This is a genomic window from Bradyrhizobium sp. SZCCHNS2022, from assembly GCF_032377575.1.
Lineage (GTDB): Bacteria > Pseudomonadota > Alphaproteobacteria > Rhizobiales > Xanthobacteraceae > Bradyrhizobium > Bradyrhizobium aeschynomenes.
Genome location: NZ_JAUHHZ010000001.1, coordinates 56,000 through 67,444 on the forward strand (window position 1 = coordinate 56,000; position 11,445 = coordinate 67,444).

Annotated in this window: 11 protein-coding genes; 9 read left to right on the plus strand and 2 right to left on the minus strand. The window is 64.5% G+C overall.

The genetic code is table 11. The features are described from left to right. Position 1: 1 nt before the first annotated feature. The 4 genes from QXZ94_RS00250 to QXZ94_RS00265 are packed head-to-tail and all read left to right on the plus strand — an operon-like array spanning position 2 to position 3,280. A complete protein-coding gene (locus tag QXZ94_RS00250) occupies positions 2-943 on the plus strand; it encodes a type II secretion system protein GspK (protein WP_315718718.1) in 942 nt (313 codons plus the stop codon). Continuing rightward, positions 940-2,043 (plus strand): PilN domain-containing protein, encoded by a 1,104-nt coding sequence (locus QXZ94_RS00255; protein WP_315718719.1) that lies wholly within the window; start codon positions 940-942, stop codon positions 2,041-2,043. Before QXZ94_RS00250 ends, QXZ94_RS00255 begins: the two co-directional genes overlap by 4 nt. Continuing rightward, positions 2,040-2,597, plus strand: coding sequence for a type II secretion system protein GspM (gspM, locus tag QXZ94_RS00260; protein ID WP_315718720.1), 558 nt, complete (start codon positions 2,040-2,042; stop codon positions 2,595-2,597). The genes QXZ94_RS00255 and gspM overlap by 4 nt, the downstream gene beginning before the upstream one ends. A gap of 47 nt (positions 2,598-2,644) precedes the next feature. Then, on the plus strand, positions 2,645-3,280 hold the full coding sequence (locus tag QXZ94_RS00265) for a hypothetical protein (protein WP_315718721.1): 636 nt from the start codon (positions 2,645-2,647) through the stop codon (positions 3,278-3,280). A gap of 98 nt (positions 3,281-3,378) precedes the next feature. Here the strand turns inward: QXZ94_RS00265 and QXZ94_RS00270 are convergent, their stop codons facing one another. Next, positions 3,379-3,681 carry a hypothetical protein gene (locus tag QXZ94_RS00270; RefSeq protein ID WP_315718722.1) on the minus strand — a complete coding sequence of 101 codons (303 nt, stop codon included), beginning with the start codon at positions 3,679-3,681 and terminating at the stop codon, positions 3,379-3,381. Positions 3,682-4,255: 574 nt separating this feature from the next. Between QXZ94_RS00270 and QXZ94_RS00275 the strand changes: the two genes are divergently transcribed. The 4 genes from QXZ94_RS00275 to QXZ94_RS00290 all read left to right on the plus strand — a co-directional run bounded on the left by QXZ94_RS00275 (position 4,256) and on the right by QXZ94_RS00290 (position 8,733). Further along, a complete protein-coding gene (locus QXZ94_RS00275; RefSeq protein WP_315725997.1) occupies positions 4,256-6,250 on the plus strand; it encodes a multicopper oxidase domain-containing protein in 1,995 nt (664 codons plus the stop codon). A 633-nt stretch (positions 6,251-6,883) separates the two neighbouring features. After that, entirely contained in the window at positions 6,884-7,342 is a 459-nt protein-coding gene (locus QXZ94_RS00280) for an FMN-binding protein (protein WP_315718723.1), read from the plus strand. After that, positions 7,323-8,213, plus strand: coding sequence for an FAD:protein FMN transferase (locus tag QXZ94_RS00285; protein ID WP_315718724.1), 891 nt, complete (start codon positions 7,323-7,325; stop codon positions 8,211-8,213). The genes QXZ94_RS00280 and QXZ94_RS00285 overlap by 20 nt, the downstream gene beginning before the upstream one ends. After that, the gene (locus QXZ94_RS00290) at positions 8,203-8,733 is read left to right on the plus strand and encodes a hypothetical protein (protein WP_315718725.1); all 531 of its coding nucleotides are present in this window, start codon (positions 8,203-8,205) and stop codon (positions 8,731-8,733) included. The genes QXZ94_RS00285 and QXZ94_RS00290 overlap by 11 nt, the downstream gene beginning before the upstream one ends. Positions 8,734-9,038: 305 nt before the next feature. On the opposite strand, the gene QXZ94_RS00295 is transcribed toward QXZ94_RS00290, so the two are convergent. Beyond that, positions 9,039-9,941 carry a LysR substrate-binding domain-containing protein gene (locus QXZ94_RS00295; protein WP_315718726.1) on the minus strand — a complete coding sequence of 301 codons (903 nt, stop codon included), beginning with the start codon at positions 9,939-9,941 and terminating at the stop codon, positions 9,039-9,041. Between the two features lie 216 nt (positions 9,942-10,157). Here QXZ94_RS00295 and QXZ94_RS00300 point away from each other — a divergent pair, with 216 nt between their 5' ends. Next, positions 10,158-11,189: an ABC transporter substrate-binding protein gene (locus QXZ94_RS00300; protein WP_315718727.1), complete on the plus strand. Its 1,032-nt coding sequence runs from the start codon at positions 10,158-10,160 to the stop codon at positions 11,187-11,189. Positions 11,190-11,445: the final 256 nt, after the last annotated feature.

Consider the following 11,445-nt stretch of genomic DNA (forward strand, 5'->3'; position numbering starts at 1 on the left):
GATGTGGCGACAGAAGCACCCGCGAGATTCGGATCTCGATGATCGGGAAGGTGGCTTCGTGCTCGTCGCGGTGCTGTGGCTCCTGATCTCGCTGGCAGCGCTGGCGGGAGCCCTGTCCGTCTATCTCGTCAGCACCTCTCAACGCCTGTCGCTCGATGATGCTCGCCTGCGATCGGCGGCGCTAGCTTCTGCAGGCCTGGAGCTTGCAGCCTACAGATTGTCTGCGTCGCCGAAGCCGCAGCGCCCTGCCGCAGGCGCTTTTTCATTCCGGCTCGATCATGCGCAGGTTTCGGTCACGTTCCGGTCGGAAGCCGCCCGAATCGATCTCAATCAGGCGTCCAGGCAGATGCTGGCCAATCTGTTCGAGGTTCTCGGCGCGCGCGCTGACAAGGCCGGCGAGTATGCCGAGCGGATCGTCGGCTGGAGGACACTGCCGGCCGACAACGTTCCGGACGCAGAGCGCGATCTCTACCGCACGGCCGGCGCGGACTACATGCCTCGCACCGCGCCATTCGCGAACGTCGAGGAGCTTCGGCTGGTGCTCAACGTGCCGCCGGCACTCGCCGACAAAGCAATGTCCTTCGTCACCGTCTTCAGCGGCCGGCGTGAGATCGACGCGCTGGAGGCCGCCCCTGAGGTGGTGGCAGCGCTTCCCGGGATGACCCAGGATCAGCTCAAGAGCTTCCTCGATCAGCGGGGTGGCCTGCACCGCGACGTCAGGTCGCTCAACGCGGCGCTGGGGCCGGCGCGCGCCGGAGCGACCTTGGAGGTCGCCGATGCCGTGCGCGTGTGGGTCACGATCGGCTTTGACGGCGGTCGCAGGGCGGCAACGGAAGCGGTCATCCTGCTGGGCGATGGTGAGGATCCCTATCAGGTCCTGGCGTGGCGTGATGATCTCGATGCTGCGGGGATACGCAGGCAAACAGGAAAGGCGCCGAGATGACAATGTCGACGCGCGTGCGCCGCGAACTGACGGCCTGGATCGGCTCCGTCGCCGAAGCCGTCGTTGCCACGATGGACCGGCTCAGGATCAAGCCGCCAGTCCGACTGATCGAGACGGAACGAAACGTCTTCATCATGCGGATGATCGCGCGACCCGGGCGATCCGTCCCGCCCGATTGTCGTATCCTCCTGCCGGACGGCGACGCAAGTCTGCCTGCGGCTCCGGAGAGCTGGAAGGCGGCCCTTCACGGCAGCCGGATCGAAGTCGTGCTGAGGCCGGACCGCTTTCTCTGGCGGCCGCTGGATCTGCCAAAGCGCGCTGTCGAATTTCTCGATGCGATGGTCGGCTCGCAGCTCGATCGCCTGACGCCGTGGTCGGCACATGAGGCCGTGTTTGGCAGCACTGCGCCGGTCGAGATATCGAGTGAACGTATCCAGACAACGGTGATCGCCACGCCAAGGCCGAAGCTGGAGTCTCTCATTCGCCTCGCCGAGTCCTGGCGGGCTGGATCGATCGTCCTGCTTGCTGCGCCCGAAGCAGCACCGATGCCGGTAAACGATCCGCTCATCGAAGCCAGCGCAACGAGGCTGACCGAGCAGCGGCTGGGCGGATCGCTCGACGTTGGCCGCGTCAGTCGCGTCCTGGCCGCTCTCTTGATCGTCGCCGCAATCTCCGCGGCGCTGTCTATCGCGGCGGCGAGCCTGATGGACGAGAAGCTGGACGCGCAGCAGCGTCAGCTCACCCAGAGGATCTCGGAGCGGCGAGCGGCGCTGCGCCTCGATCTGCAAGGTGCCGACAATGCCGCGCTGCGCGGCCTGATGCGACGCAAGCAGGAGAGCCCCGCGGCGGTCTTGCTGATGGAGGCGCTGTCCCGGATCCTGCCCGACAACACCTATGTGACCGAGCTGCGGATCGAGAAGGACAGAATGCAGATCGTCGGAATGACCCAGGATGCGCCGGCGCTCGTCAAGTTGATCGAGCAGTCGGCGCATTTCACGCGCGCGACCTTCTTCGCGCCGACCACGCGTTCGGCTGACGATCCCGGCGAACGATTCCATATCGAAGCGGGCATCAAGCCGCATTTCGGACCTGGCACATGAGCGTCGCAAAACTCGTCACGGGCAATCCCGCATCGCCCTCGGTCGCCGCGGCCGCCTATGCGGGACTGCTGATCGTGCTGATCTCAGTCACGGCGCTGTCGATCAAGGGCATGATCGATCAGCGCAGCGAGGTGACCTCGCTCGCCGATACACTTCATTTACTGAACGCCCACAGCATGGCGGCCGCGCGTCAGGAGGGCAACGGCGATGCCGGCATGACGGGATCGGCCTTTCTCGAAGGACCGACGGTGACGGTGGCAGGAGCAGCGCTGCTGCAGCGCCTTGGCGACGTGGTGACGCGTCATGGCGGCAGCGTGTCGTCGTCGCAACTCGATGTACAGGGCCCCCGCGCCAAAGACGGTCATATCAGCGGGAGCGCGAGCTTCGAGGCCGGTCAGTCCGACCTTCAGCCGATCCTCTACGATCTGGAGGCCGGCATGCCCTGTCTGTTCGTCGACGAGCTGGTCGTCGAGGGGAATGCCCCCACAGCGGCGTCCGGCGGAAAGCTACGCGTGCTGATGACGGTCTCCGGACAGTGGCAGGGCCCGCAATGAGTAGTCTCGCCAGGCTTTGCATGATCGGCTGCTGCCGCGTTGTGACGGTGGCGTCGGCGTTCGGCATCGCGCATTCGGCCGGTCTCGATATCTCGGTAGCGGTCTCCGCCGAACCGCCGAGTGGACTGGCGCAGAGCTCATCCATCGCACCGCGACCGCCATCGCGCACCGGCAACCCATTGTGGGGCATTCCGCTCGAGCAGCTGTCGGCGACGCGCGAGCGCCCGCTGTTCTCGCCGTCGCGCCGCCCTCCGCCGACGGAGCCCCCGCCGCCAGCCGCCGTGGCTGCTCCGGTGGTGCAGGAGCCGCCCGCACCGGAACGGCCGCAGCTTGCACTTGTGGGCACCGTCGTGAACGGGGATCGCGGCCTCGCGGTGTTGGTCGATCTGAGCAGCAAGACGCCGCTGCGCATCAGAACCGGCGCGGACTATCAGGGCTGGACGCTGCGTCATGTCGAGGCGAGATCGGTCACATTGCAGCGGGGCGAGGACGTCACCGTTCTCACGCTGCTGCCGGTGCCCGCGCAGGCCCAGCCGGCGAATACGGCCAACGACAGCTTTGCACAGATGCCATCGACCCCCACCGCGCCTCCGCTGGCTCAAGCTGGGCCGCCTTTTCTGTCGCCCGAGTCGAGGCTGCTCCGGATGCATCAACGCCAGCGTTCGGGGCGCCGTCAATTTTAAGGACGGCTCCGAGCCGGAGCACGAGCGCGCCAATGGGCGCCAGGAGATCGCACCGACAGGCTCCGATCGAAGCCGATGCGGCTGTCAGTCGGTGGCACTCAGCGCTTGCACAAGCCGCTCGTCAGCACCCACCCCTTGTCGGTCAGAGCCGCGGAGACGATGTCGAAATACAGGCGCTTGTCCGGATCGTCCTCCGACACGAACGAGACCTGGCACAGGAAACGGCCGCCCTCGTTCCCCTTGTCGCAGGTCGCCTCGACGATCTTGAGGCCCTTGTCGTGGCGGACGCCGGATGACGGCGCCTCCTGCTCATAGGCCTTCTGGATGATCTCGGTGGTCGGTGCTCCACAGGCCATGCCGGTCACGTTGCAGGCCCATGCGAGAACAACAGCAAGCAGCATCGTTCAGTCTCCTCGGAGCGGGTCACTCACAAACATGTCCGACCTTGTTCGCGTCCGACACGATCTCATGAGCTTCATGGCGAGCTACGAGAGCTGGTTGTCGTTTTTGTGTCGCTGCTGTCCGCCACGCGCACAACGCAGGCGGCTGGACGTGTAGTTAGATCGATTCTTAAACGCGGGTCGGCAATTCTCACAAAGCGAAAGAAAACGTCACAAAGGAGCCACCCGACATAGCGACGAAGGCCGAGGGGACGATGCGGCAGATCGGCCGATGAGTTCGGACTGCTCATGCGATGTCCGCGTCCTGGGGACGGCGATCGTTCCTACCGGTGTATCTTGAGCCAGATGGGGATCAGGCATGTTAGTCGGGCGTGTGCGCAAGCCAACTTTGCGATTACTGACATCGGCGGCCGCGATGTTGGCCGGTTTGACCGTTGCGGGTCCTGCGGCGCAGGCCCATGATCTGGCCGAGCCGACGGTGTTCAGGAGCTGGCACGGCGTGCTCGACCTGCTGATGATCGCACGCGCCAAGCCGATCTCGACGATCACCTATGAGCCCCCTGGGGGCTCGCCGATGAACCCGACCGGCTGGGTCTACGAGATCTGTCGGCGGCCCGCCTCCGGCGACAAATGCCCGGCCGGCGCCGCGGTAGCGGACTACGGCGGCGTGCGACTGGCCGTGCAGAAGGGCGATACGCTGAAGATCAGGCTGGTGAACCAGCTGCCGCAGCTCGACCCGGCCAAGGTGAATCACAACACCGATCCCGGCCAGGCCAATCTGTTTCGCAACCCGACCAACCTGCATACCCATGGGCTGATCGTCGAGCCGCGCGCGCCGACGCTGACCGACCAGACCTTCGGGGACTACGTCTTCGTCCAGATTTTCAACTCGGCCAACGGCATGCCGGTGCCGCAGACCACCCACCAGCACGGCTCCAACAAGATGGACTCCGCGGATTTCCGCATCGAGATTCCGCGCAACCACCCGTCGGGCCAGTTCTGGTTTCACCCGCACATCCATGGCATCTCGCTCAATCAGGTCTCGCAGGGGCTGGCGGGCATCATCTCGGTCGGCGAGGTCTCGGACTACGCGCATGGCGATGCCAGGCATTCGCCGTTTCCGGACGCGAGCGTGCGCCATCTGATTCTGAAGGACCTTCAGGTCGCACCCGGCGGCCCGGTGCAGTTCGACAGCGGTCCGGTCGATGTCCAGCCGGGCGAGGTTATCAACCAGCAGGATCCGGGCTTCTGCGCGCAGTTTCCGGCAGACAGCTCCGAAGTACGTGAGGGGTCGTGCCCGGGCGTCGATCTGTCGGCCGACGGCGGCTCGAATTTCTCCGGCGGCAAATGGTTCTTCACGGTCAACGGCCGGACGTTTCCGAAGATCAAGGTCACCGACCCCGATGGCGAGGTCTGGCGGCTCACCAATGCGTCCGGCAGCCTGTCCTACAATCTTCAGCTGACCGACGACGAGACGCAGAAGCCGATGGTCATGCAGCTGATCTCGGTCGACGGCGTGAGCGTGAACCTGCCGCAGGATACGACGATGGACACCATGGTTCGTCTCGGCGGCGCCCGTTTCAGGGTCGTCCCCTGTCCGCCCTCGCCGACGTCGGGCTTCCATTCGAAACCGGTCTGCGTCACCCAGATGGTCATGATGCCGAGCTCGCGGACCGAGGTGTTCGTCACCTATCGCGATCCCGCGACGGGGGCGATCGCCAGCCTCGGGCGGTCCGCCTCCGCGACCTTCAAGATGGCCGGACTGACGATGGGCAGCGGCGATGAATGGCCGGCGGTCGATCTCGCCAAGGTGCACTTCCACCAGCGCGGATGGCGCAACCACATCGCCTACGCCATGGACATCAGGGGAGACGCCCTGGCGACCATGCAGCCCTCGGGCATCCTCGATGGCAAGGTGCCTTACGCGAACGCCGCGCCGCTGCGTGCCGGCTGCCGTCCGCTACCGGCGGGACATCGCCGCCGGATCTTCTTCGGCATCGCCGACCTGACCGACGACGGCACCTTCGGTCTCGGCTATGAGGAGGTCGATCAGAACGGCAACCCGGTGCCGGGCACCCAGCTCCCGGTGAGCCAGTTCGATCCGTCGCAGAACATCGTCTGCCTGCCGCTCGCGCCGGGACAGCGCCCCGTCCACGAGACCTGGGAGCTGGTGCAGCTCTCGACGGAAAATCACAATTTCCACATCCACCAGACGCGCTTCCGGACCGTCAACAGCAAGGCCGGGGAGAACACGCCGCTGGCGATGTCGCTGAACAAGAGCATCGGTGGCGGCATGCTGCAGGACAACGTCCCGCTCGGCGTCGCGACCCCGAACGTCCCGGAGGTGATGGACGCCCAGAGCGGGGTTTGCAGCATCGAGCAGTGGCGAAACGGGCAGTGCACGTCGACGCCCGTCGTGGTCGATATCCCGTTCTCGCAGGTCGGGGAGTTCGTCTATCACTGCCATATTCTCGAACATGAGGACGGGGGCATGATGGCGAAGATCAAGGTGGTGCCCTCGCCCTATGGCGGCAATCCGTCGGAGGCCATGAACCAGATGCCCTGGTAGTCGCGGCGGCGGTCTTCTCCCATGTCGTTCGCGAGGTCGGCGCCGCATCTGCGGCGCCGACCTTCGTTTGTGCGCAGCGCTGCTGTGGCGCAGCCGCCTTGCCGCCGCGAAGCACGATCGCCTGCCCACCGTGGCGCGCCTTCGGCGTGTCGTTCGAAGGACGGACCGCGCTTCTTGGATCGATCTAAACTGCGGTAGGCATCTCTGCATACCGTTGAAATGACGAGCTTGCTTGCCGCAGGCCGCAACAGCGGGGGCGTTCGATGACGCAGTCTGCGGCAACATTGTTATTCCCCAGCCGCTCCGGCAAATCGCCAACATCGACGCGGCAATCCGCCGCAATCGAAACACTACTATCTCGCCTGTGACATTCGGAGCCATTTGCAGAACGCTTGGTTGCGAACGTCGGAAGGACGGCAGCGGATCCTGGTCGCTCGCACCGGGCGACCGACGAGAATGTCATCGATTGCTCGGGCTCATCATCGAGCTGGAGTGAATGGTCTGGAGTACGGCTGCCGCCGATTTGATGGCTTCGCAGGGAGGCGCTGACGGCGCGCGGTATCCTGAGTAGCCAGACAACATGATCGGCAAGGGAGGACGTGACATGGCAACAGGCTCGAGGTGGACGACGAGATGAGCGATTGGTTGAAATGGACGGCGCCCGCTGCGGCCATCATGTCGATCGCCGCACCGGCTCACGCCATCCAGTACATGAGCGTCGAAGAAGCGCAGAAGGCCGCCTTTCCGGGCGCGAGCTTCGCCGAGGTGCAGGCGGGACGGGTCTGGAAGGCGAGCAATGGCGGATACTTCTATTACGACCACGTCGTCGGCAAGCACCTGCTGATCGACTACACCGTCGCCGTCGGCCCCGACGGGCGGGTGCGCCGCGTCGACATTCTGAACTATCGTGAATCCTATGGCGGCGAGGTCCATGATCCGAACTGGCTCGGTCAGTTCGTCGGCAAGAGCAGTAAGAACGAGCTTCGCATCAACTCCGATATCCGCAACATCTCGGGCGCCACCCTGTCTTCGACCCATTTGACCGAAGGCGTGAAGAAGGTGCTGTCGTATCATGCCAGCCACTTCCGCTAGCCTTCGACGAGCACGGGCCCTGCTCGGGACATTCGTCGAGATCGACGTCACGGATGCACACCGCTGCGATGCGGAGAATGCCGTTGAAGCTGCGTTTTCAGCGGTGACCGACGTGCATCGGCTGATGAGTTTCCACGATCCCGGCAGCGACGTGTCGCGGCTGAACCGCGCGGCATCGAGCGGCGTCGTGAAGGTGCATTCCTGGACCTACGCTGTGCTGAAGATGGCACTCGATGTGACCCATCACTCCGACGGCGCATTCGACGTCGCCGTCGCCGGCGTGGGACGGCCGTCTGTGGGCTCGACGGCGCAAGCGGACGTCCCGCAGTCGACTGCGATCGAGTTGCTCGCCGGCGACCGCGTCCGTTTCCGCGATTCCGCCGTCAAGATCGATCTCGGCGGCATCGCCAAGGGGTTCGCCGTGGACCGCGCGATCGCGGCGTTGCAGAGGCGCGGCGTGCGCTCCGCAATGGTCAATGCAGGTGGGGACCTTGCCGCCTTCGGGCCGGATGCCCGCATCGTCCACATTCGGGACCCGCGTTTCCCGGACAGGCTTTTGTGCCAGGTCGAAGTAAGCAATGGGGCGCTCGCGTCGTCGGCGCGCCGCTTCGACCCGTTTCGATCGACGGAAACAATGGATACAGCGGTCGTCACACCTTCGACCCGGCTGCCCACAGGGGCGGCCCACGGCGCCACCGTGAGCGCGCCGACCTGCATGATTGCCGACGCCCTCACCAAGGTCGTGATGGTGGCTGGCCAGCAGGCTGCGGCGCCATTGGCGCGCTTCCAGGCGAGCGCGATGTTGATTGCGGCGAACGGCGACATTCATACGACACCGGACTGGCAAGGAGTTCACCAGCATGCGGCTTAAAGGCTTGTTTCGGTTCGCCCTCTACGGAATTTTCGGACTCTTGTTCGCCAGCGGGGCGCTGTGGATCTATGCCGATCAGATGAAGACCCGCACGGAGCTGGACAGCGAGATGTGGCAGCAGGCCGCCGCATACCTGCTGAGCATGCATGGCGGAACTGCAATGGTGACGCTGATGCTGCTTGGGGCGCTCGGTCCCCTGCACGTCCAGCGCGCGTGGCGTGCCGGGAAGAATCGAGCAACCGGTATCGTCAGCCTCGCGATGTATGGTCTGCTCATCGCGACGGCGTTCGGGCTCTACTACGTCGGATCCGAAGCGCTTAGGCCCTGGATCAGCACGGTCCACATTGCGTTCGGGCTCGGCGTTCCGGCTGTCATCACCGCCCACATCATCGTCGGCCGCTCGAGCGTTGTCGCCACGGCTCAGTCCGTGCGGCCACAACGTGCGGCCTCTCCGACCCTGGTTCCTGCCGACGCGCCTGCCAATGCCGATCTGGTCAACGTCATGAGCAAGGTAGGTTGACCGCATCCGGCGTTGGGCTAGTCAAAGACAGGCAGGGGCTTTGACATCCGCCTAGACTCGACTGCAAAAATGTCCTCCATCGGCTCGCAGGCGTTGCGCGGTCGGCTTCAATCGGAAGTGGCTGACGACCCGTCGGCTTGGCTCGTGACCGAGCCAATCTGCCAAAGGCCCTCCTTCTGCAAGCGACCTACCGATAGCGGAAAAGACCACCGTGCTAGTTGCCTGCTGCTGGCTTCGCAGATGACCTTCAAGTGACTTATGTCTAGTGACGTAGCCCGCGTTCACTCCTGGGATTGAATGATTCATCAGGATTTGTTGAGCTCGTCGAGCGCGCGGCGCACGGTTTCGACCAGATCGAGCGCCACCGGCGAGGGGCTGCGCTGCGGCGGGAACACCGCGGCGAATTCGAAATCGATGCGCGGCGTGAACGGCCGCATCACCACGCCGCGGCCGTCGAACTCGCGCGCCGTGAACGGATCGCAGATCGAGACGCCCAGTCCCGACGACACCATCCCGCACATGATCTCCGACAGCGTCGTCTCGACCCGCAGCACGCGCCTGACGTCCTCGCGATGAAAGATCTGGTCGATCAGGTGCCGGCTGGTGGAGCCGGCCGAGAGCGAGATGAAGGTCTCGTCGGCGAAGTCGCGCGGCGTCAGACAGGCCTTGTCTGCGAGCCGGTGGCCTGCCGGGAGCACGGCGACGCGCGGCAACGCCGGCAGCTTGATGCTCGGCAGCCCGGCATGGGCGATCGGCACCTCGGCAAAGCCGACGTCGCATTGCGCGTTCAACACCCAGTCGATCACGATCGGCGAGATCACGCCGAAGAACGCCAGATTGAGGTTCGGCCGCTCCTGCAGGAAGCGGCCGGCCAGCCGCGGCAGATAGCCGTTCGATAGCGCGGGCAGGGCGGCGATGCGCAGCGTGCCGGTGCGCCGGCCGCGAATTTCTTCGGCGGCCGCGGTGATGCGATCGAGCCCGACGAAGGAGCGCTCGACCTCCATGTAGAGCGCGGTCGCCGCCGCCGTCGGCACCAAGCCGGTGCCGCGGCGCTCGAACAGCTCCATCTTCAGCAGCGCCTGGAAGTCGCGCAGCAGCCGGCTGACGGCCGGCTGCGTCACCGCCATCAGCTTCGCCGCCTCGGTGACGCTGCCGGTCAGCATGATCGCCCGGAAGGCTTCGACCTGCCGCGAGTTGATCCGCGCCATCACGTCGTCCCATAACATTTCAGCATGAAGATGGTGCCATTATTCATTGGACGATCAAAGCCCTGACTGCGATCTTTTTTGGCAGGGTGAGGGACGGCTCGTTTTTTAGGCTGTTTGGGCGTCCGCTTTTCGGACAGCCCAATGGCTCGACCGGTCGATCTCCCTGACGGTTTCAAAATACCGTCTCGCATCCAGGCAAACGGGAGATCGGGTCCAATGAAGCATCTTCACTTTGTGACGGCGGTCAGCATAGCCGTGCTGGTCACCACCGCGCATGTCCAGGCTCAGCAGAAGACGCTCTACGTCGCCGGCTACGGTGGCTCGTTCGAGAAAACCGTCCGCGAGGAGGTGATCCCGCAATTCGAGCAGGCCAACGGGGTCAAGGTCGAATACGTCGCCGGCAACTCCACCGACACGCTCGCCAAGCTGCAGGCGCAGAAGGGCAACCAGCAGATCGACGTCGCCATCGTCGACGACGGCCCGATGTATCAGGCCATCCAACTCGGCTTCTGCGACAAGGTGAGCGGCCTGCCCGGCGATCTGCTCGATGTCGCGCGCTTCAAGGACGACAAGGCGGTTGCCATCGGCCTCGTCGCGACGGGCCTGATGTACAACAAGAAGGTGTTCGCCGAGAAGGGGTGGGCGGCGCCGACATCGTGGAACGATCTCAAGGATCCGAAATACAAGCAGTTGCTCGTCATCCCGCCGATCAATAACACCTACGGCCTCAACGTGCTCCTGATGATGGCGAAGATGAACGGCGGCAGCGAGAGCAATGTCGATGCCGGTTTCAAGATATTCAAGTCCGACATCAATCCGAACGTGCTCGCCTATGAGCCGTCGCCGGGCAAGATGACCGAGCTGTTTCAATCGGGCCAAGCCGTCATCGCGGTCTGGGGCAGTGGCCGCGTGCAGAGCTTCGCCAACACCGGCTTCCCGGTCGATTTCGTCTACCCGAAGGAAGGCGCCGTCAGCCTTTTGACGACGGCATGCCCGATCGCCAAGGCCTCGGTCTCGCCGCTGGCCTCGAGCTTCATCAAGCTGCTGCTCGACCCGAAGATTCAGCTGACGATGCTGAAGGAATATGGCTATGGGCCGGTGGTCAAATCCGTCGTCGTCCCCGAGGGCGTCGGCGCCATGGCTCCCATCGGCGAGCGGGCCGCCAAGGTCTACGCGCCGGATTGGACCGTGGTGAACGAGAAGCGCGAGGAATGGACCAAGCGCTGGAATCGCGAGGTCGAGCGCTGATGAGTCGCCACGCTTATTGATTCAGACGGCAGTGAGCTTCCTCTCCCCGTTCTTCACGGGGAGAGGGCAGGGGTGAGGGGCAGCCGCACGGGTGGTGCAAGTCGTTAGACCTGTAGCTCTTCACCCGGATTGCAGCTGTCGATGCAATCCGACCTCTCCCCGCAAGCGGGGCGAGGTGCACCTAGCGCGTTGGTAGACCGAGATGATGTCTACCGGTGCTAACCATCGTCTTGTCCAGCTCATCCAAGTCCTGAGT

Excerpts from the sequence above, each read along its gene's own strand:
- QXZ94_RS00250 (WP_315718718.1), top strand. The coding sequence starts at position 2 with ATGTGGCGACAGAAGCACCCGCGAGATTCGGATCTCGATGATCGGGAA.
- QXZ94_RS00255 (WP_315718719.1), top strand. The coding sequence starts at position 940 with ATGACAATGTCGACGCGCGTGCGCCGCGAACTGACGGCCTGGATCGGC.
- gspM (WP_315718720.1), top strand. The coding sequence starts at position 2,040 with ATGAGCGTCGCAAAACTCGTCACGGGCAATCCCGCATCGCCCTCGGTC.
- QXZ94_RS00270 (WP_315718722.1), bottom strand. The coding sequence starts at position 3,681 with ATGCTGCTTGCTGTTGTTCTCGCATGGGCCTGCAACGTGACCGGCATG.
- QXZ94_RS00275 (WP_315725997.1), top strand. The coding sequence starts at position 4,256 with ATGAACCCGACCGGCTGGGTCTACGAGATCTGTCGGCGGCCCGCCTCC.
- QXZ94_RS00280 (WP_315718723.1), top strand. The coding sequence starts at position 6,884 with ATGAGCGATTGGTTGAAATGGACGGCGCCCGCTGCGGCCATCATGTCG.
- QXZ94_RS00285 (WP_315718724.1), top strand. The coding sequence starts at position 7,323 with ATGCCAGCCACTTCCGCTAGCCTTCGACGAGCACGGGCCCTGCTCGGG.
- QXZ94_RS00290 (WP_315718725.1), top strand. The coding sequence starts at position 8,203 with ATGCGGCTTAAAGGCTTGTTTCGGTTCGCCCTCTACGGAATTTTCGGA.
- QXZ94_RS00295 (WP_315718726.1), bottom strand. The coding sequence starts at position 9,941 with ATGGCGCGGATCAACTCGCGGCAGGTCGAAGCCTTCCGGGCGATCATG.
- QXZ94_RS00300 (WP_315718727.1), top strand. The coding sequence starts at position 10,158 with ATGAAGCATCTTCACTTTGTGACGGCGGTCAGCATAGCCGTGCTGGTC.